This window comes from Bacillus sp. DC4300-2b2 (genome assembly GCF_049895685.1).
Classification (GTDB): domain Bacteria; phylum Bacillota; class Bacilli; order Bacillales; family Bacillaceae; genus Bacillus; species Bacillus safensis.
Genome location: NZ_JAFCSW010000001.1, coordinates 59,741 through 79,025, shown reverse-complemented (window position 1 = coordinate 79,025; position 19,285 = coordinate 59,741). Strand labels below are relative to the sequence as shown.

Here is a 19,285-nt window from a genome sequence, read left to right as displayed (position 1 = left end):
AAACTTATGGAGGGCAGGAGAGAAGATGTAAGACATCAGACTTATATCTCGTTGAACTAATCAATCATAATTTATCATTTCCTATCGAATAAATAAATAGAAATTTGTTTTATTTTTAAAAAAATGTTAAATGGCTTTATTTGATGTCTTTTTATCTGCCGAAATATGATATAATGCCGCTTTTGTGATGTGCTCTATTACAGTAGAACCACTGATATCAAGGGGTTTGTTACATCGTATGCCATAAAAAAACATCTGGCCTTTCGTGAAGGTCAGATGTAACAGTTTAAAGATATTGCTGAATCAAATTCATATTGCTCGTGTTCAGTTTATATTGGAAAACAGGACGTCCAATTGTCCCATAAGCCATTTCAACATCCACCACTTCGATGTCCTCAAGGAATTTCAAATATTTTCTAATGGAGACTTGAGAGATTTCTGTATGATTGGCTAGGTCTTCGGTCGTGAAAGCCTGCTGACCAAATGATTGAATGCTTGTCCATATGAGTTTGAGTGTGCTTTTGGTCAAGCCTTTTGGCAGGAGGACTTTTTCCGCCTCTGCTTTTTTATGAAAAAGCTTCGCATCTAAATCATTTTGCGAAATGCTGTTCATGGATTGATACAGGGCGTGTTTCCGTTTATACTCTGCCAGTGCTGATTGGAATCGTTCGAACTCAAAAGGTTTGATTAAATAATCAACCGCTCCGTTTCGCATCGTTTGCTGGACAACGTCCACTTCATTTGCAGCCGAAATGACAATGACATCAACTGCATGATTTTGCTGGCGAATTTCTGTTAGTAATGCCAGCCCATTTTGACCTGGCATATAAATATCGAGCAGTACGAGGTGAATGACTTCTGTTTTTAACACTTCAAGCGCTTGCTGAAAAGAGGTGGCAATCCCCTTTAGCTCAAAGCCATCGATTTGGGTCAGGTAGCGTTTGTTCAGCTCCCCAACCATTGGATCATCTTCTACTATTAACACATTAATCATGTGAATCCTCCTTTTGTTTATACGGAATGCGGAGACTAAAGGTCGTTCCTTCTCCTTTTTCACTCGTGACAATCATATGTCCATTCAATTTCTTGATGCTTTGGTCAACGAAGTAGAGTCCGAAACCTCGGTCTTCTCCTTTAGTTGAAAAGCCTTGATCAAACATGATGTCTTGTTCTTCTTTTGTGAGACCAACACCTGTGTCCGTGATTTCAATGTGAAGCTGCTCCTGAACGTATCTGAAGGAGATCGAGATGTTTTTCGTCTCAGTATGTGAAACCGCATCGAGTGCATTATTTAACAGGTTGCCAATCACGGTAATGAGGTCATGCGTCACTGCCGGGTCCTCCGTATTTGGCACTTGTGTGCTGCAAATAACCTCCAAGGAAGCGCCTTGTTCCCTGATATAGCTTTGTTTTCCTAGTAAAAATCCTGCTAAAACAGAGTTTTTCACATGGTTGATGATTTCATTTGTTTCCGTTTGCTGATAAATGGCAATATCTTTGATGTAGGTGCCAAGGTCATCGTAGTTTTTGAGCTGGACCAAACCTAAAATGACATGAAGCTTGTTCATAAATTCATGTGACTGGGCACGGAGGGCATTCGCATACATTTTGACCCCGCTAAGCTGCTCAGCCAGGTGTTTGACTTCTGTTTTGTCACGGAAGGTGGCGATGGCCCCGACAATCTCATCATTTACTGTAATTGGTACTTCATTAAAAACGAGCTCCAGTCCATTCATTCTCACGTCACGATCAAGCAGCGGCTTGCGTGTTTCAATGACCTGTTTTAAGCCGCTTGAAGGGAGGAGAGTTTGAACATCTTTTTCTCTAGGATCAACCATAATGCCCATATTATGAAAGAGTCGTTTTGCCTCTGCATTGGCCAGCTTGATTTTACCGTGCTGATCGACGGCAAGAATCCCTTCTTTTGTTGATTCTAGCATGGCACTTCGTTCTTTTAGCAAAGTGGCAATCTCATCCGGCTCAAGTCCAAACATAATCTTCTTCACTTTTCTTGCCACAATGAGTGCCCCGATGATGCCAGATAGGAGGCTGAGTGATGTGACGAAGTAGAGTGGAAGTAAGCTTTGATGAATAATCAAGTCAATTTCCTTTAACGTAATCCCTACGGCCACAGCCCCGAGCTGCTTACCATTTTGATCATAAACAGGAACAAAAGCACGCATGGATCTGCCGAGTGTTCCAGAAGCCGTACTAATATGTTCTTTTCCCTGTAAAGCTGCTTTTTCATCACCGCCGGCAAACCGTTTCCCAATCTTCTGCGGATTCGGGTGTGTTTTGCGGATACCTTTCATATCCATGACGACAACGAATTCGGTTTTGGTGATTTGCTGAACATTTGTTGTATATTTTCGTAATGCTGAATATGAATGATCTTCTAATGATTGTGCTGTGATCGGTGCCTCTGCGACCATTTTGGCAGTAGAGAGAGCAATGTCACGCTCCTGCTGATGAATGTTCTTGGCTGTTTCCGACCATATCGTAAAGAATGTGATACAAAGGGAGATCAGGACAACGATACACACAAAGATCGTCAGCCGTGTTTGCAGTCTTAAAGTTTTTTTCACGAGTATACCCCTAACGCGCGATTTTTTTCGTAACAGTAATACTTTAACGGGAAAATGTAAGTTTGTGAAGGAATGTACGTGCAAAATCATAAATTTGATTTTGCTGTCAGTTTACTTTGAAAGCATCTTGTCAATCCGTTTTAAGTGAGCCATAATAAATGTGAGCTTATGAGAAAGGAACTATTTATGAAAAATACATATTTGACTGGATATTTTCCGCTGATTTCAATCTTACTATTCAGCTCTGCTTTTTCGATTTTTACAGTAGGTATCACAACTGATTTCTTGACTCAAGCAGGTATTTTAAAAGGAATGCTGGAATTTTTCTCAGAACAGGGCATCCGTCTTGCTCTTTTTGCCGCTTTTGCACTTGTTTATTTTATGATCTTATCTGCCTTAAAACTGATTGCAGATACGGTATTAGAGCTGGCGTTACTCTTTTTCGCTAAGGACCCTGAAGGGGAGAACTTAAAGAAAATTCGGATTGCATCCGTTGTTTATTTATTTGCCAGCTTGCTTGCATTTCTGTTGACGCAGCAGCTCATTCTGCTAGTCGGACTTTTTGCATTAGCAAGTCTTGTCTATTTTATCTGGGTTGTGGTTCGCATTTATCAATCGCTTAATATGCTGAATTTGATTGGATTTATGATGTTTATTCTGCTGTTTTGGGCGACGTTTTTGATCGGTATTTTGTACTTATTTATTAAGCTTTATAACAGTGTGATGGCAAGTCTGCCTTCGTAAGCAGACAAAGAAAGCATCCTCCTATCATTGGAGGATGCTTTTTTTTATGAAAGAAACCGCTTTTGAATATCTGGTGTAGGCATCATACAAGATGTTTTTTGACCAAACCATTTGTAGCGATTTTTTGCAATCAGCTCATAAAACCAATCACGGATTGGGCGAGGTATGGCAAGGAGTAAAAAGCTCCATCTGTAGATCCCTTTTAAATGCCGCGCGGCTTTTAAGATGCCTGTTGACTTCGTATAAAGGGTCCCTTTTTCAATATAAATGAATGAATTGAACTCTTCTAAAGGCAAACCGTTTTCCTTTAAGATACGTTGTCCTGTATCTGATTGTAATGAAGCGAACATCATCCGTTCTTTCGGATCGCGCTTAATCACAAATTGAACAGCGCCGCTGCACACGTTGCAGACACCGTCAAATAAAATTAAATGGGATGGATGTGTTGAATGCATCGCAATCAAACCTCCTGTTTATCTGGCGTATTGCATCGTATTTTTCCAAATACGTAAGTGCGGGCTTGAACGATAAATCGATTCAACCGTTCCTCTATCTCTTCCGACCCAGACACCCATTGTGTACTGATCTGTCAGTCCCACAAACCAAATATCTTTGTAGTCATTGGATGTCCCTGTTTTACCACCGATATAAGGGGCATTGAAATTCGCTTTTTTCCCTGTTCCACTTTTTACAACGGAGGAAAGCAGCTTACGCATCGTTTCATTTGTCCGCTGAGAATATACTTGCTTTGGCGACTCTTTCCACTTGTAAAGGGTCTTGCCGTTTAAGTCTGTCACTTTTGTGATCGAATGACTTTGTGTGTAGGCTCCTTGGTTGCCAAAAACGGTGTACGCATCTGTTATTTCTAGCGGTGAGAAGCCTTTCGTAAATCCGCCAAGTGCAGAAGGAAGGCGGTAATCATCTGCTACGATATGCTCGAATGAGAACTTCTCTAAATAGCTGAAGCCTTTTTTGACACCTACTGTATCCAGCATTCGGATCGCAGGGGTATTGTAAGAATTTTTAAAGGCTGTTTCAAGTGTGACTGTTCCATACGTTTTATGATTATAGTTCTGCGGGCAGTATCCGCTGCTGCAAAACTTGCCGGCACTGATAGTGCTTGAAGCCGTTGCACCGGTTTGATCAATATAAGGCGCATAGTCTAAAAGCGGCTTAATCGCAGAACCAGGCTGTCTTTGCGCTTGATAAGCATAGTTAAAATCAAATTTCTTATAATTTTTCCCGCCAGCAAGTGCAACAATTTGATGCGTTTCATGATTAATGACGGCTGATCCACCTTCGACCCCTTGGTAAGGCAATTGAGCATTGAGCTGATAGACAGCTCTTTGCTGTAAGGAAGGGTCAAGCGCCGTATAAATCTTCACGCCATCCTGGAGCAGAGCACTGACCTTTTCAGATAATTCTTTTTGAATTGCCTTTTTTGCTTCAGCCGTTTTGGCCTTCTTCAATCGTTTTGTAAAGCCCTCCTGATCAGACACAAGATCGGTAAACTCTTCATTGGCATATGTCACATAGTCAGGGTAAAGGTTTTTCTTTTCACTTAAGGATAGACTGATTTTTTCTTTGACGGCTTTTTTGTATTGCTTTTTGGTGATGACGCCATCTTTCTTCAAAATACCAAGCAGTCGTTCTTGGCGTTTCTTTGTGTGCTTGAACTGTTTTAATGGGTCATACAGTGTTGGGTTGTTTGGAATAGCAGAGATAAATGCCATTTGTGCGAGTGTTAAAGAACTAAGCGGCTTATCAAAATAGTAATTAGCCGCAGAACCGACACCGTAAACACCATTACTGAAATAAATCGTATTTAAATAGCTTTCGAGAATTTCATCTTTCGAGAATTTCCGCTCAAGTTCATAGGAATAGAGCAGCTCTGTAAACTTTCGGCTGAACGAACGTTCATGGCTTAAATATAAGTTACGGGACAGCTGCTGTGTGATCGTACTCGCTCCTTGGCTGATGCCATGGTTTTTGACGTTTGCAGCAAGGGCACGAACCACCCCCATAAAGTCAATGCCTTTATGGTCATAGAAGTTGCGGTCCTCTGATCGGAGGAACAGCTCCTTCACAGGTTCAGGAATTTTATCGTATTTCACGAACACTCGGTTCTCATCGTTTGAGACGATCTCGGAGATGAGAGAACCATCCCGGTCATACATATAACTGTTTTGGGAAAAATCTATCTTTTCCAGCTTGATTTTTTGATCAAGCACTTCGTTAACAGGCTTTACACTTGCAGCTTCTTCCTTTGATAGATAAAAAGTCAGAGCAAATAATGGGATGAGGGCAGCAAGTAATAACCAACCAATGATTGCACGAAACATGAGGTCACTCACTTTCTTCAATTTTCTAGCCATATCGTACCATTCTTTTGCGAATACGAGAAGGTTATTTTTAGAAAAGAATGGGCGTGAAGTCTAGTGAATAAGGCTTTTCCGCAAGAAAAAGGAGTATCTGAAGATGATCAGACACTCCTTTCCTTTGTCTTCGCATGCGAGCGGACCGCCCATAAAAATAACGCGCCAAACAGAAAAATGCCGGCAGTGACATAAAAGACAGCTGGAATCCCGTAATGACTCGCCACAATGCCCCCGATCACCGGACCAACGACATTCCCAAGAAAGCGGAAGCTGACATTGTATCCGAGCACTTCCCCTTGCATAGAAGCAGGTGCTTTGATCCGAATATACGCCGTCGTACACGGAATAATCCCACCAAGTGCCATCCCGTATAGAAAACGGAAAATGACTAACATCACGTACGAATCCGCCATTGCTTGCGGGATGAATAAAATAGAGGAGAGGATGAGAAGGGCAAGCAGCACCTTGTCGTGACCAATTCGATCTCCGAGATCTCCCCATTTTCGAGTAAACAGCAAATTGCCAAGTCCAGTTGCAGAAAATGCAAGCCCCGCATAAAAAGCGAGATTGACAGGACCATGTAAATCATGAATGTATAAAGCCAAAAGCGGCTGAATGCTAAAGTTTCCTACTTGTGTAATAAACGTTAAAAGCATCGTGACTATAAGTAAAGGCTGTTTGAAAATGTGAAAGAGTACATCCTTCCGTGAGTAAGAAACACGCTTTGCTTCTTTTGACCGGATCGGCTGTTCTTTCACTCCGAAGATAATCACAATAGCTGACACATAAATGACAGCCGCTGTGAGGAAAAACGTATAAATAAATCCGACGCTGTCTGCCATGAATCCGCCCATTAATGGACCAAACAATCCTCCGGCGACATTACTCATCTGCATCGTTCCAAGGGTTTTACCGGCAGTTGCCTTTTCGGTCTGTGCAGAAATCAGTGCCATGGAAGTCGAGATAAAGCCTGTGACAAGCCCCATGAAGAGCCTTAGTGCGAATAGCTGATACACGGTGTGCACAAGCCCCATTAATAGAATACTTGTGGCGATGCCAATTCCATTAATTAGTAAAATTTTTTTATAGCCATGCCGGTCGCCAATCCGCCCCCAGATCGGAGAGATCAGGAAGGCCGTTAAAAACGTGACTCCAAAGACATAGCCGCTCCATCTTTGAACAAATTCATTTGAATAGCTGCTATCAAGAGATTCTATGTAAAGTGATAAAAAAGGGACGATCATTGTAATGCTCGCAGATACAAAAAAGTTCACAAACCACATGATGTACAAGTTTTTTTTCCTGTTTGTGATAGAGACCACCTTCTTTATTTATTTCGTGTTCCTGAATAATTATAAAGGAAAATAAGCGATCTTTCATCAGATGAATAGGTTGGGCGTAGTGAATCTGCATTATTTTCACGAAAATGAAGTGATTTCAAGGTCCACCTTAATATAATGGTATGAGAATGAAAACTGACGAAAAAGAGAGGTGAGACTGGTGGAACAGAAGACGGTGCTTGTGGTCGATTTTGAATTTACGATGCCTGATGGAAAATATCATCCACAAAACTTTTTTCCTGAAATTATTGAAGCTGGGGTAGTGAAAGCAGCAGATGAAACGATCATAGACACATTCTCCAGCTACGTCAAACCGAAAAAGTTCCCGAAGCTGACGAAGCGCTGTAAATCTTTCCTCGGAATTACGCAGCAGGATGTAGAGAGCGGGATTTCTTTTGAGGCGTTTATCGAGAAGCTCTTATCACTTGATGGGGGAGAGAATTGTGAGATTATTACGTGGGGCAACATGGACATGAAGGTATTGAAGCAAAATTGTATGCTCAATCACATTGGCTTTCCTTTTAAGGGGAAGCTGAGGGATCTTGCCTTTGAATATAAAACCTTTTTTGGTGACCGCACACTGACAGGGCTTCGAAAAGCGGCAAAGGAATACGGCAGTGAAGGAGCTGGTAAGCATCATAAAGCACTCGATGATGCCATGACGACTTATCAGCTGTTAACCCTTTTTGAAAAAGACAGAGCCTATGTGGAAAATCCGCAAACAACCAAAATTGGTGAGCTGATCGATTTCTCACATTTTTTTGATTCGGCTGATTAGCGGACGTCTTCTGGAAAATAATCTTTCTCAAGAGAGGATAGGCACGCTCTTGATTTTTCAGCCCATTTGGAATCATCCGCACGGAGTGCTTGTTTCATTTTTTCTACAGCTTCTTCCAGTGACACTTCATAATCAGGTATATCGCCATCATAAGGCTTCACCATATGATGAGGGATATTTGTCTGTTCTCTATAGGCCAAAGCCCGCCTCTCCTGAAAAAAAGGCACGTCTGCTTCTTTCGGATGATGCAGGTCGCCTTGAGTGGGATGTGTCAGAACAGCTTTTACTTGAACGAGATAGGTCGATGGTTTCACTGCTGTCACTTCCCCAACGTATACACCTGTTTTATAAAAACCTTTCACAACTTGTCCAATTTGAATGTCTGTCATGTGAAATTCCTCCATTTCCTTCTCAATAGGAAGGTATTTCATTTCTTTTAGCCAATATAGTGAAGTAAACGAGCAAAAGGGGGAACGGCGAGATGTCATTCATCGTACTTTTTCTACTATATTTTCCTGAAGATAAAAGGGAGTACATCCCGGCGGCTATCACCACGGTGATTTTCTTTATTGCTGCGTTTATTTGTTTTCGTCTCATCGTGCGTGCGTCTAAGAAGCAGGAGCGGATAGATGAAAAAAGAACAAAAAAAATGGATTAATTATTTTCTTCTTGTATCTTCAGGAAATTTTACGGTGACGGTTGTTCCAGACTGCAGCGAGCTTTTGAAACGAATGGTTCCATGGTGATTTTCAATAATTGAAAATGTCACTGTCAGCCCAAGCCCAGTCCCTTTATTTTTCAAGGTGTAATACGGTTCGCCAAGCTTTTTCATTTGGCTTTCTGTCATACCTACACCGTTATCAACGAAATAAAGGCAGATTTTATGATTTTCTTTCGAAGCAAAAAGTTCAATTTTCCCTTCATGTTCGGGAGCTGCTTCTATCGCATTTTTGATTAAATTAATCATGACTTGCTTGATCTTCGTTACGTCACCTTGAATGTATAAGTCAGGTTCAATGGATTGATGAATCGTGACCGATTTAAAATTCGCATAGGATGTCATCAGTGATGCACATTCCTCAAGTAATTTAGATAGATTGAGTGATTCAATTTGATAATAGTTTTGTTTTGCTATGTCAAGATAACTCGTGATAATGTCCTGCGCCCGGTCTAATTCGGACAGAACGAGATTTTTATAATCTTTATTGGCAGGCGGCTCTTTTGTATGATCACTCGAAAAGAGCAATTGAATAAACCCTCTCACAACTGTCAGCGGATTGCGTACTTCATGGGCGACACTTGCAGCAAGTTCACTTACAATGGTCAGTTTTTCTGATTGGACAAGCTGTGTTCTCATTTCCGCATTTTCTTTAACGAATTCAATGGAATAGATACTGAGCACAAGAAAGAATATGTAGTAAAGAGTTGAGAAAAATAACTCAAGGAGCTTTTGCTGCATAATAAAAGCTGGGCTGTATGCCATTAAGCTGACCGCAAGCAGTCCAATGTAAATAAAGAATCCCTTAGATAAACCGATTAGCACTCCGTAAAAAAGCTTATTTGGCTTCGAATATTGATGCCATTTTCGGTAGAACAGGAACGGGATGAAAAAGTAAATTGGGACAACAATGAGTCCAATCCATAAGAAAGAGCCATACATCACGAATTTAACAATGATGCTTATCAAGATGGCAACGCTCCCCGCCATGTATCCTCCGTATAAAATAGCAAGTACAAGGGGAATGGATTGAAGCCCAGTCTGCAAATCTAAAATCGAACCAACTGGATACATAATACATAGTGCTGAAGAGATGGATGCGAATACTGTGATGAGCAGTTTATTCGTTTTTGGGAAATGAGCAGGGGTCCGGCTTAGCCATAGCGCATGATATAAAAAGATTGGAAATAGAATAAAAGATACATGGAGCAGAAAATCCTTGAACATTTCCATTTAAATGCTCTCCTCGTAAATAATAGTAATTCCTCTCATTATATCATTTCATGTACAAAGTAGATATGATAAAAGGAGGGTTTTTTTCTTTAAAAAGAACACCCGTTAGGATGTTCTTTCTACCGTATAGGTCTTATTCAGCTGATAGGGTGAACGCTTGATGAAGACGTTTCAGTCCTTCTTTGACTGTTGAAGCCGGACAGCCGAGATTCATCCGAATAAAGCCGTCTCCTTCGTGTCCGTACACGTGTCCAAGCTCTAGGATCACTTTCCCTTTCTTCAGCAGATTCCGCTTTAATTCCGCTTGACTGAATTGATAATCCCGAATGTCCAGCCACAATAAATAAGAAGCATCTGGTTTCATATAACGCATATTCGGAAGATATTCCTCAATATAGTCCATCGCCATCTTCATGTTGCCTTCGAGATAAAGAACAAGGGCATCAAGCCACTCATCCCCGTGGCGGTATGCTGCTTCCATCGCTGGAATCGCAAATGCATTCAGTTTGGACAGTCCGTTTCTTTGCAATTCATTGGTGAAAAGGGTTCTTTTTTCTTCATCTGAAATGATAATAGCAGATGCCTGGAGCCCCGCTAGATTAAAGGTTTTACTCGGCGCAATACACGTTACCGTGATATGTGCAATGTCGTCAGAAAGGCTGGCGAAGGGCACATGCTGCTTCCCGTAAAGCATCAAATCCGAGTGAATCTCATCTGAAACAACTGTGACTCCATGCTTCACACATAGGTCTCCAACTCGCTTTAATTCCTCTTTTGACCAGGCTCTTCCGGACGGATTATGAGGATGGCAAAGGAACATGAGTTTTGCTTGTGGTCTGCTCAGTTTTTTCTCTAAATCATCAAAATCCATCATATAACGGTTGTTTTCTATTTTTAAAGGATTGGTTGAGACTGTACGTCCATTTCGCTCAATCATTTGATAAAAAGGTGTATACACTGGTGACTGTATAACTACTTCGTCATGCGGTGCTGTAAAGGCTTGAACAGCAAAACTAAGTGCCGTTACGATGCCTGGTGTAAAAGTGACCGCTTCTGTCTGAATGGTCCATCCGTGTCTTCTTTTGAGCCATCCAGCTACTGCCTGCTGCGTATCCTGATCTTGAAATGCATAGCCAAATACACCATGGTCTAATCGCTCTTTCAATGCATCAAGGACGACCTGCGGCGCTTTAAAATCCATATCGGCCACCCACATCGGGAGGGCATCCGTTGTTAGGAACAAAGACTCTGCTTGATCCCATTTCACTGATTTTGAACCTTTACGTATGATCTGTTCGTCGAAATTCATGAAACCCACCTCTAGCTGTTTTTCAACCATTCTTGGTTGTGCTAAAATAAACATCACAAAATTTATTATAAGCGGTGATACCGATGAAAGATAGTCAAGCTGTAGAAGAGATGATTCAATTTATTAAGGCATGGGACCCTTTTCATTATGGAGAGGATTTTTATGAAACGGAGCCTGTTGACGTCATCAGTGCATTATACGACGCAGAAGACCCGTTATCTTTAGCAAAAGAGATTCAAGCCATTTACCATCTCTCATTTGAACAGCTTCTTCCGATAGAAAGCTGTCAGCATATAGCGAATAAGCTTTTTGTCTTGCGAGACAGCAGCTCCTGTTCACGCTAAGACAGGCTGAAATGTCCGATTTGATCAGACACAAAGACCGGATTTTCCTCAGGAATGAGGTGGCCGGTTTTTTTTAATGCATGTAAGGTCGAATTTGGCAGATCTTTGTGCAGTCTTTCGCCTATTTGAATGGGAACGATTCGATCTTCCTCGCCCCAAATGAGCAGCACAGGTGTTTCCATTTTCTTTAAAACGTCCGAGGTTAAATCTCCTTCCCGGTGCCGAATCAAACGAAAGATTCCCCGAAAGATTTGATCATCTGAAAATGGCTTTAAATAGCCGTCCACCATCTCTTGATCAATGATGGAATGATCATGAACAACAGCTGTTAAATTTTTCATAATGCCCTGTTTTAAAAGCTTTCTTTTTAGATACAGATAAAAATAAGGAATATATGTGCTGTAAACAAGTGATCTTTTTGACTTATTCAAATATCCAGAGCTGCACAAAAGAACCGCCTTTTCAAATAGGTCTGGCCGTTCGGAAGCAGCGTATAAGGCGATCTGTCCGCCCATTGAATGACCCACGAGAATCGCATGCTGAATCTGTAAATAACCAGCTAGCTCAATAATAATTTTACCCATGTTGCGATAGCTGTAAATAAACGTATTCGACTTCTCGGACTGTCCAAATGGGGGCAGATCAATCGCAATTAAATTGAAGTCCTGTTTCAGAAGCGGGATGAGCTTTCGATAGCTGAAGGTAGAAGAGAAGAGACCATGAATTAAGATCAATGTCTTCTTGCCCTCATTTGGATAGTACTCGTAATAGATATCTAAACCGAATGTACTTTTCATATAAGCTGGCTGAACAATGTCCACATTCTTCACTCCGATACTTGATACTCTCTCTGTTAGGTGACTGTATTGTACCCTAAAAAGTGGATTTTAAGCTATTATTAGAATCTTTTCCCTGCTTAGCATAATGGGAAAAACGTGCTATAATGTTCAGAAGATTTTTTAAAACTAGCTTTTATAATCTGAGGTGTGAAATCAAATGAAACTAACAGAAAAAGAAACTGAAATATTAGAGATTTTAGATGAAAACAGCCGCGCCGATTTAAATACAATTGCAAAAATGGCAGGCGTGACAACAGAAGAAGCCGAAGCCATCATTCAAAAGCTTGAAGATCAAAAAGTCATTATTGATTATTCAACCATGATTGACTGGCGAAAAGTGGATGGTCATGAAGGCGTTACAGCAATGATTGATGTAAAAGTGACACCAAAAAGAGGCGTCGGATTTGATGAAATTGCTGAACGAATTTATCGGTTTCAGGAAGTGGAGTCTGTCTACCTCATGTCAGGTGTTTATGATCTTTCCGTTGTGATCCGCGGAAGATCAATGTCTGATATTGCCCGCTTCGTATCTGAAAAATTATCGACACTTGATTCCGTTGTTTCAACAACTACCCACTTTATTTTGAAAAGATATAAACATGATGGGAAAGTGTTTGAAACAGGAGACGATGACAAAAGAATCGTGGTGTCTCCTTAAATGAAAAAGTCTTATTTATCTGAAACGGTACAAAGCATTCAGCCGTCAGGTATTCGGAAATTCTTTGATTTGGCTGCCACAATGGAGGGGGTTATCTCCCTTGGTGTCGGCGAGCCAGATTTCGTGACAGCTTGGAATGTCAGAGAAGCAAGTATTATGTCATTAGAACAAGGACTGACCTCCTATACGGCGAATGCAGGTTTAATTTCTTTGCGAAAAGAACTGAGCCACTATTTATATAAGCGGTTTCACATTGACTACAGTCCAGAAGAAGAACTCATTATCACAGTTGGCGGAAGCCAGGCACTTGATTTGGCCTTTCGTGCGATTTTAAACAGCGGGGATGAAGTGATCATTCCAGAGCCTTGTTTCGTAGCATACGGGGCACTTACGACACTTGCAGGCGGAGTGCCTGTCTATTTAAGTACATCCGCTGAAAAAGATTTCAAAGCAGATTCTGCTGATCTTCGCACGAAACTGACACCGAAGACAAAAGCCATTTTGCTTTGCTCGCCATCAAATCCGACTGGGTCTGTTTATTCAAAGGAAGAGCTTGAAGATATTGCTCAATTTGCGAAAGAGCATGACCTGCTCATTATTACAGATGAGATTTATGCAGAGCTAACATACGATGAAGCTTTTACAAGCGTGGCGGCTATTCAGGATATGAAGGAAAGAACAATCTTGATTTCGGGCTTTTCTAAAGGGTTTGCCATGACGGGCTGGCGCTTAGGGTATGTGGCAGCACCACCTGTACTGCGCGATGCCATGCTGAAAATACATCAATATTCTATGATGTGCGCGCCGGCGATGGCACAATATGCGGCAGAAGAAGCATTAAAAAATGGGCTTGAAGATGTAGAGAAAATGAAGAAAAGCTATAGAAGGCGCCGTAATTTGTTTGTCGGTTCCCTTAATGAACTAGGACTCACATGCCACCAGCCAAACGGAGCATTTTACGCGTTCCCATCGATTAAAAGCACAGGCATGACATCAGAACAATTTGCTGAGGAGCTGCTCCTAAGTGAAAAAGTCGCTGTTGTTCCTGGGAATGTATTCGGACCGAGCGGTGAGGGTCATATTCGCTGTTCATATGCTTCGTCACTTGATCATCTTCAGGAATCACTTTCAAGAATTCAGCGCTTTTTGCAGGCTCGACAAGTGAAGGAAGCAGCATCAGCCATTTTAAAATAAAAAAAGGCATCAATCCAAATGGACTCATGCCTCACAAATTAGGGGGGAATACTAGAAAGCATTCTTGTTTTCAGGTATTCCCCCTTTTGATCTGATCTAAACCCATTTAAAAAATATTTTGCGTAACTGCCCGTTCTGTGATATAGTTTTTAATTGCGTATAAACGAATATTAAAACATTTATTTAGGAGTTGTTATCATGGCGACAAAGTTTGAAGTAGGCAGTGTTTACACTGGTAAAGTAACAGGATTACAAGCGTATGGTGCGTTTGTTGCATTAGATGAAGAAACTCAAGGACTTGTGCATATTTCTGAAGTAACACATGGCTTTGTAAAAGACATCAACGAGCACCTTTCAATTGGTGACGAAGTACAAGTAAAAGTTCTTTCTGTTGATGAAAATGCAGGTAAAATCAGCCTTTCTATCCGTGCGACACAAGAAGCACCTGAAAGAAAAGAAAGCAAGCCAAAGAAACAAAGACCACAGCAAGTAAAAGAAGAAGCTGCTGCACCACAAGGTTTCAATACGCTTAAAGATAAACTTGAAGAGTGGATTGAGCAATCAAACCGTAAAGATCTTATCAAGAAATAATAAAAAAGCACCGCTTCAAACGGTGCCTTAGATTGTTGACAAAGGGCTAAAATGATCTTTATTTTAGCCCTTTGTCTTCTTTTTCAGTGTGATAGAAAACCTTTGAAATCTAGGAAGGGCGAGCACTGGAGCGGAGCGAATTTAGAATTCGTGAGCACCAGCGCGCAGACCTGACAAAGAATGCGAGGGTTTGTCTACACGCTGAGGCTGCCTCATGTAGGCAGCCTTTTTTATGTCCTTCTATTTAACGAACTTCTGGATTCGGCTCGTCACGGCGAACAGCTTCTTCGCTTGGCTTGAACAACAGACCAAGGTTGACAAGACCTGCAATTCCAACAAGACCATAAATAATACGTGATAATGCAGAACCTTGTCCGCCAAAGATCGCTGCTACTAAGTCAAATTGAAAAAAGCCGATTAGTCCCCAGTTAATAGCACCGATAATCGTGAGCACGAGGGCAATACGCTGAATAGCACTCATCGTGATTCCTCCTTTCGCTACAGCATCAATACATTTATATTTTGCAGATTTTTAGCCAAACTATGCGTAAGAAAATGGATGAAAGCAAATTACTTTACTTTTGGAATGAATGAGGCGCATAATGTAGCGCGAGGAGGAGATCACATGGATCGATTTACTTATTGGAACCCAACGAAATTAATTTTTGGAAAGGGAGAAGTATCAGCCCTTTCAGATGAACTCAAACACTACGGAAAAAACGTATTACTTGTATATGGTGGAGGCAGTATTAAACGAAACGGCCTTTATGACCAAGTTGTCAGCATCCTAAAAGAATCAGGGGCTGCCATCACTGAACTTGCTGGTGTGGAGCCAAACCCGCGCTTAACAACAGTAAGAAAAGGGGTCGAGCTTTGCAAAGAGAACGATATTGATTTTATTTTGGCAGTTGGCGGCGGCAGTGTCATTGATGCGACAAAAGCAATCGCAGCTGGTGCGAAGTACGATGGAGATGCTTGGGATATCGTGACACGTAAGCACGTTCCTATGGAAGCTATTCCGTTCGGGACTGTGTTGACACTTGCCGCAACAGGCTCTGAAATGAACTCTGGATCAGTTATCACAAACTGGGAAACAAATGAGAAGTATGGCTGGGGAAGTCCAGCAGTTTTCCCGAAATTCTCTATTTTGGATCCAGTCAACACATTCACTGTGCCTAAAAACCATACGATTTATGGCATGGTTGACATGATGTCACATGTGTTCGAACAATATTTCCATCACACGGAAAATACGCCTTATCAAGATCGTATGTGTGAAGGACTTCTTCGCACTGTCATTGAAACGGCACCGAAGTTGATCAACGATCTAGAGAACTACGAGCTGCGTGAAACCATTTTATTCACTGGCACAATTGCGCTCAATGGAATGCTTTCAATGGGGGCACGTGGTGACTGGGCATCTCATAACATTGAGCATGCAGTATCTGCTGTCTATGATATTCCTCATGCAGGCGGACTTGCAATCTTGTTCCCGAACTGGATGAAGCATGTGATTCAAGAAAACCCAGGCCGCTTTAAACAACTAGCGGTGCGTGTATTTGATGTAGATCCTACGGGCAAAACAGATGAAGAAGTCGGCTTAGAAGGAATCGACAGGCTGTCTGCTTTCTGGACAAGCCTAGGAGCACCAAGTCGTTTAGCGGATTATGACATCAGCGATGAGAAAATTGACTTGATTGCAGACCGTGCAATGGCACGTGGTGAATTTGGTCAATTTAAAAAGCTAAACAAAGAAGATGTTCTAGCTATTCTAAACGCTTCTTTATAATCGAACATCCAAAAGATAGCTGCTTTTAGCAGCTATCTTTTTTGAGTTCATCGTGTACATATGTTACAGTAGTCTTTCATGTTTTTGGATATATTCGTTGTAAGGAGATGTTTCAACAGATGGAGAATTTTATTTACTACAATCCAACAAAATTAATGTTTGGAAAAGGACAACTAGAAGGACTCAAAAGCGAACTCGCTCGTTATGGAAAACGAGTGTTACTTGTATATGGCGGAGGCAGCATTAAGAAAAATGGTCTTTATGACAATGTCATCAGTGCGTTAAATGAAGCAGGTGCTGAAGTGTTTGAGCTGTCTGGCGTTGAACCAAACCCGCGCCTCACAACAGTAAAAAAGGGAATCGATATCTGCCAGAAGGAGAACATTGATTTCTTATTAGCTGTTGGCGGAGGCAGTGTCATCGACTGTACAAAAGCGATTGCAGCTGGAGCAGAGTATGACGGTGATGTGTGGGATATTATTTCAAAGAAAACAACTGCTCAAAAAGCACTGCCGTTTGGCACAGTGCTGACACTTGCAGCAACTGGTTCAGAAATGAACCCAGACTCTGTTATCACAAACTGGGAAACGAATGAAAAATATGTGTGGGGCAGCTCAGTCACTCACCCTGCTTTTTCGATTCTAGACCCTGAGCATACGTATTCTGTGCCAGAAAACCAGACAGTGTATGGTATGGTCGATATGATGAGCCACGTTTTTGAGCAATACTTCCATAATGTAAAAAACACGCCTTTACAGGATCGGATGTGTTTTGCTGTTCTTCAAACGGTCATCGAGACAGCACCAAAACTGCTGGAGGACTTACAAAACTATGAGCATCGTGAAACGATTCTCTATGCAGGAACGATTGCCCTAAATGGCACGCTACAAATGGGTTACTTTGGCGACTGGGCGTCCCATACGATTGAGCATGCTGTATCGGCTGTCTATGACATTCCGCATGCAGGCGGGCTTGCTATCCTCTTCCCAAACTGGATGCGCCACACGCTTGATCATAATGTGGAACGTTTTAAAAACCTTATGCTGAACATGTTTGACATCGAAACAGAAGGAAAGTCAGATCGTGACATCGCATTAGAAGGAATCGACAAACTGTCAGCGTTCTGGACAAGTCTTGGTGCACCAAGCCGTTTAGCTGATTATGACATTGGTGAGGATCAGCTGGACAAAATTGCCGACATTGCAGCAAAAGAAATGGAATATGGTGGTTTTGGAAACTTTATGAAACTTAACCGTGATGACATTCTATCGATTTTGAAAGCTTCTTTATAATCCAGATTGCCGCTTCTCCGAATGAGAGGCGGCTTTTTGCTTTGCCAGTGACGATCACTTGATTTCAAAAGCTAGTTCCGCTAAAGTGAAAGGGACAGAACTAACGTAATGGAGGGCTTACAAGCGATGACACATATTCAATTTGACTACTCGAAAGCGTTACCTTTCTTTCAAGAACATGAGCTTACATATTTAAAAGATTTTGTGAAGGTGGCCCATCATAATATTCATGAACAAACGGGTGCAGGTAGTGATTATTTAGGCTGGGTCGACTTGCCGAAGCAATATGACCGCGAAGAATTTGCCCGCATTAAAAAAAGTGCAGATAAAATTAAGTCTGACTCTGACGTCCTGCTTGTTGTCGGAATCGGCGGCTCTTATCTAGGCGCACGTGCGGCGATTGAGTTTTTGAACCATTCTTTCTATAACACTTTGCCAAAAGGCAAGCGCAAGACACCGCAAATCATTTTTATTGGAAACAACATTAGTTCTTCTTATTTAACAGATGTGATGGATCTATTGGAAGATGCAGATTTCTCCATTAACGTGATTTCAAAATCTGGTACAACAACAGAGCCAGCCATTGCGTTCCGCATCTTTAAAAAGCTTCTCATTGAAAAATACGGTGCTGAAGAAGCGAAAAAACGTATTTATGCGACAACTGACAAGGCACGCGGTGCACTGAAAACATTAGCAACTGAAGAAGGCTATGAATCATTTATCATCCCTGATGATGTAGGCGGACGCTATTCTGTATTAACAGCAGTCGGTCTTTTGCCAATCGCTGTGAGCGGTGCAGACATTGATCAGATGATGGAAGGTGCGGCAAAAGCAAGCGAAGACTTCGCTTCATCTGAGCTTTCTGAAAATGCGGCTTACCAATATGCTGTCGTCCGCAATGTCCTTTACAATAAAGGCAGAACGATTGAAATGCTGATTAACTATGAGCCAGGCCTGCAATATTTCGCAGAATGGTGGAAGCAATTATTCGGTGAAAGTGAAGGCAAAGATGAAAAAGGAATCTATCCTTCATCTGCTAACTTCTCAACAGATCTTCATTCACTTGGTCAATATGTTCAAGAAGGAAGAAGAGACTTGTTCGAAACAATCGTCAATGTAGACAAGCCTCGACATAAGCTTGTGATTGAAGCAGAAGAACAAGACCTTGATGGCTTGAACTATCTGGCAGGAAAAACGGTTGATTTCGTCAATAAAAAAGCATTTGAAGGAACGATGCTTGCCCATACAGATGGAAAAGTACCGAACCTTATCGTGACAATTCCTGAGATGAATGCTTATACATTTGGATACCTTGTGTACTTCTTTGAGAAAGCATGTGCGATGTCTGGATATTTACTAGGCGTCAATCCATTCGATCAGCCTGGAGTAGAAGCTTATAAAGTGAATATGTTTGCTTTACTAGGCAAACCGGGCTTCGAAGAGAAAAAAGCAGAGCTTGAAAGCCGTTTAAAACAATCATAAGACGAAAAAGC

Annotated in this window: 20 protein-coding genes; 10 read left to right on the top strand and 10 right to left on the bottom strand. The window is 41.5% G+C overall.

Annotation, left to right across the window (positions count from 1 at the left end; genetic code table 11):
• Positions 1–286: 286 nt before the first annotated feature.
• Both ACP69X_RS00490 and malK read right to left on the bottom strand, forming a co-directional pair.
• Positions 287–994, bottom strand: coding sequence for a response regulator (locus tag ACP69X_RS00490; protein ID WP_024423307.1), 708 nt, complete (start codon positions 992–994; stop codon positions 287–289).
• Positions 987–2,585, bottom strand: a complete 1,599-nt coding sequence (malK, locus tag ACP69X_RS00485; RefSeq protein WP_404527490.1) for a malate sensor histidine kinase MalK — start codon at positions 2,583–2,585, stop codon at positions 987–989. The genes ACP69X_RS00490 and malK overlap by 8 nt, the downstream gene beginning before the upstream one ends.
• 186 nt (positions 2,586–2,771) lie before the next feature.
• On the opposite strand from malK, the gene ACP69X_RS00480 reads away from it, so the two are divergent.
• Positions 2,772–3,329, top strand: coding sequence for a YufK family protein (locus ACP69X_RS00480; protein WP_039181089.1), 558 nt, complete (start codon positions 2,772–2,774; stop codon positions 3,327–3,329).
• A gap of 44 nt (positions 3,330–3,373) precedes the next feature.
• Here the strand turns inward: ACP69X_RS00480 and ACP69X_RS00475 are convergent, their stop codons facing one another.
• From ACP69X_RS00475 to ACP69X_RS00465, 3 genes are all read right to left on the bottom strand, one after another.
• Positions 3,374–3,784: a thiol-disulfide oxidoreductase DCC family protein gene (locus ACP69X_RS00475; protein ID WP_268474728.1), complete on the bottom strand. Its 411-nt coding sequence runs from the start codon at positions 3,782–3,784 to the stop codon at positions 3,374–3,376.
• A gap of 18 nt (positions 3,785–3,802) precedes the next feature.
• Positions 3,803–5,704, bottom strand: a complete 1,902-nt coding sequence (locus ACP69X_RS00470; protein WP_047203301.1) for a transglycosylase domain-containing protein — start codon at positions 5,702–5,704, stop codon at positions 3,803–3,805.
• A gap of 107 nt (positions 5,705–5,811) precedes the next feature.
• Positions 5,812–6,990, bottom strand: coding sequence for an MFS transporter (locus ACP69X_RS00465; RefSeq protein ID WP_221885112.1), 1,179 nt, complete (start codon positions 6,988–6,990; stop codon positions 5,812–5,814).
• 217 nt (positions 6,991–7,207) lie between these two features.
• On the opposite strand from ACP69X_RS00465, the gene kapD reads away from it, so the two are divergent.
• On the top strand, positions 7,208–7,825 hold the full coding sequence (kapD, locus tag ACP69X_RS00460; RefSeq protein ID WP_426052323.1) for a 3'-5' exonuclease KapD: 618 nt from the start codon (positions 7,208–7,210) through the stop codon (positions 7,823–7,825).
• Here the strand turns inward: kapD and ACP69X_RS00455 are convergent.
• Positions 7,822–8,214 (bottom strand): kinase-associated lipoprotein B, encoded by a 393-nt coding sequence (locus ACP69X_RS00455; protein ID WP_426052322.1) that lies wholly within the window; start codon positions 8,212–8,214, stop codon positions 7,822–7,824. The genes kapD and ACP69X_RS00455 overlap by 4 nt on opposite strands.
• Positions 8,215–8,306: 92 nt before the next feature.
• Between ACP69X_RS00455 and ACP69X_RS00450 the strand changes: the two genes are divergently transcribed.
• A complete protein-coding gene (locus ACP69X_RS00450) occupies positions 8,307–8,483 on the top strand; it encodes a hypothetical protein (protein WP_162860193.1) in 177 nt (58 codons plus the stop codon).
• On the opposite strand, the gene ACP69X_RS00445 is transcribed toward ACP69X_RS00450, so the two are convergent.
• The gene (locus ACP69X_RS00445) at positions 8,484–9,776 is read right to left on the bottom strand and encodes a sensor histidine kinase (protein WP_073979087.1); all 1,293 of its coding nucleotides are present in this window, start codon (positions 9,774–9,776) and stop codon (positions 8,484–8,486) included. It lies immediately after the preceding gene.
• A gap of 133 nt (positions 9,777–9,909) precedes the next feature.
• Positions 9,910–11,085 (bottom strand): MalY/PatB family protein, encoded by a 1,176-nt coding sequence (locus ACP69X_RS00440; RefSeq protein ID WP_426052321.1) that lies wholly within the window; start codon positions 11,083–11,085, stop codon positions 9,910–9,912.
• 83 nt (positions 11,086–11,168) lie between these two features.
• Between ACP69X_RS00440 and ACP69X_RS00435 the strand changes: the two genes are divergently transcribed.
• A complete protein-coding gene (locus tag ACP69X_RS00435) occupies positions 11,169–11,429 on the top strand; it encodes a DUF1871 family protein (protein ID WP_041088500.1) in 261 nt (86 codons plus the stop codon).
• Here ACP69X_RS00435 and ACP69X_RS00430 read toward each other — a convergent pair.
• Positions 11,426–12,250: an alpha/beta fold hydrolase gene (locus ACP69X_RS00430; protein ID WP_041088502.1), complete on the bottom strand. Its 825-nt coding sequence runs from the start codon at positions 12,248–12,250 to the stop codon at positions 11,426–11,428. The two genes, ACP69X_RS00435 and ACP69X_RS00430, sit on opposite strands and share 4 nt — an antisense overlap.
• A gap of 175 nt (positions 12,251–12,425) precedes the next feature.
• On the opposite strand from ACP69X_RS00430, the gene ACP69X_RS00425 reads away from it, so the two are divergent.
• The 3 genes from ACP69X_RS00425 (at position 12,426) to yugI (ending at position 14,711) form a co-directional block, all read left to right on the top strand.
• On the top strand, positions 12,426–12,926 hold the full coding sequence (locus tag ACP69X_RS00425; protein WP_003213765.1) for an Lrp/AsnC family transcriptional regulator: 501 nt from the start codon (positions 12,426–12,428) through the stop codon (positions 12,924–12,926).
• Positions 12,927–14,120, top strand: coding sequence for an aminotransferase (locus tag ACP69X_RS00420; protein ID WP_041088504.1), 1,194 nt, complete (start codon positions 12,927–12,929; stop codon positions 14,118–14,120).
• A gap of 198 nt (positions 14,121–14,318) precedes the next feature.
• Positions 14,319–14,711: a S1 domain-containing post-transcriptional regulator GSP13 gene (gene yugI / locus ACP69X_RS00415; RefSeq protein ID WP_008345795.1), complete on the top strand. Its 393-nt coding sequence runs from the start codon at positions 14,319–14,321 to the stop codon at positions 14,709–14,711.
• Positions 14,712–14,955: 244 nt separating this feature from the next.
• On the opposite strand, the gene ACP69X_RS00410 is transcribed toward yugI, so the two are convergent.
• Complete coding sequence (locus ACP69X_RS00410; RefSeq protein ID WP_003212952.1) at positions 14,956–15,192, bottom strand: DUF378 domain-containing protein; 237 nt, start codon at positions 15,190–15,192, stop codon at positions 14,956–14,958.
• A gap of 144 nt (positions 15,193–15,336) precedes the next feature.
• Here ACP69X_RS00410 and ACP69X_RS00405 point away from each other — a divergent pair, with 144 nt between their 5' ends.
• The 3 genes from ACP69X_RS00405 to ACP69X_RS00395 all read left to right on the top strand — a co-directional run bounded on the left by ACP69X_RS00405 (position 15,337) and on the right by ACP69X_RS00395 (position 19,274).
• Positions 15,337–16,500 (top strand): iron-containing alcohol dehydrogenase, encoded by a 1,164-nt coding sequence (locus ACP69X_RS00405; protein ID WP_041088507.1) that lies wholly within the window; start codon positions 15,337–15,339, stop codon positions 16,498–16,500.
• Between the two features lie 119 nt (positions 16,501–16,619).
• Positions 16,620–17,792, top strand: coding sequence for an iron-containing alcohol dehydrogenase (locus tag ACP69X_RS00400; RefSeq protein ID WP_041088509.1), 1,173 nt, complete (start codon positions 16,620–16,622; stop codon positions 17,790–17,792).
• 126 nt (positions 17,793–17,918) lie between these two features.
• Complete coding sequence (locus tag ACP69X_RS00395) at positions 17,919–19,274, top strand: glucose-6-phosphate isomerase (RefSeq protein WP_426052320.1); 1,356 nt, start codon at positions 17,919–17,921, stop codon at positions 19,272–19,274.
• The last annotated feature ends 11 nt before the right edge of the window (positions 19,275–19,285 follow it).

Coding starts and splice junctions, on each gene's coding strand:
- ACP69X_RS00490 (WP_024423307.1), bottom strand. CDS start 994: ATGATTAATGTGTTAATAGTAGAAGATGATCCAATGGTTGGGGAGCTG.
- ACP69X_RS00480 (WP_039181089.1), top strand. CDS start 2,772: ATGAAAAATACATATTTGACTGGATATTTTCCGCTGATTTCAATCTTA.
- ACP69X_RS00475 (WP_268474728.1), bottom strand. CDS start 3,784: ATGCATTCAACACATCCATCCCATTTAATTTTATTTGACGGTGTCTGC.
- ACP69X_RS00470 (WP_047203301.1), bottom strand. CDS start 5,704: ATGGCTAGAAAATTGAAGAAAGTGAGTGACCTCATGTTTCGTGCAATC.
- ACP69X_RS00465 (WP_221885112.1), bottom strand. CDS start 6,990: ATGTGGTTTGTGAACTTTTTTGTATCTGCGAGCATTACAATGATCGTC.
- ACP69X_RS00455 (WP_426052322.1), bottom strand. CDS start 8,214: ATGACAGACATTCAAATTGGACAAGTTGTGAAAGGTTTTTATAAAACA.
- ACP69X_RS00450 (WP_162860193.1), top strand. CDS start 8,307: ATGTCATTCATCGTACTTTTTCTACTATATTTTCCTGAAGATAAAAGG.
- ACP69X_RS00445 (WP_073979087.1), bottom strand. CDS start 9,776: ATGGAAATGTTCAAGGATTTTCTGCTCCATGTATCTTTTATTCTATTT.
- ACP69X_RS00440 (WP_426052321.1), bottom strand. CDS start 11,085: ATGAATTTCGACGAACAGATCATACGTAAAGGTTCAAAATCAGTGAAA.
- ACP69X_RS00435 (WP_041088500.1), top strand. CDS start 11,169: ATGAAAGATAGTCAAGCTGTAGAAGAGATGATTCAATTTATTAAGGCA.
- ACP69X_RS00425 (WP_003213765.1), top strand. CDS start 12,426: ATGAAACTAACAGAAAAAGAAACTGAAATATTAGAGATTTTAGATGAA.
- ACP69X_RS00420 (WP_041088504.1), top strand. CDS start 12,927: ATGAAAAAGTCTTATTTATCTGAAACGGTACAAAGCATTCAGCCGTCA.
- yugI (WP_008345795.1), top strand. CDS start 14,319: ATGGCGACAAAGTTTGAAGTAGGCAGTGTTTACACTGGTAAAGTAACA.
- ACP69X_RS00410 (WP_003212952.1), bottom strand. CDS start 15,192: ATGAGTGCTATTCAGCGTATTGCCCTCGTGCTCACGATTATCGGTGCT.
- ACP69X_RS00405 (WP_041088507.1), top strand. CDS start 15,337: ATGGATCGATTTACTTATTGGAACCCAACGAAATTAATTTTTGGAAAG.
- ACP69X_RS00400 (WP_041088509.1), top strand. CDS start 16,620: ATGGAGAATTTTATTTACTACAATCCAACAAAATTAATGTTTGGAAAA.
- ACP69X_RS00395 (WP_426052320.1), top strand. CDS start 17,919: ATGACACATATTCAATTTGACTACTCGAAAGCGTTACCTTTCTTTCAA.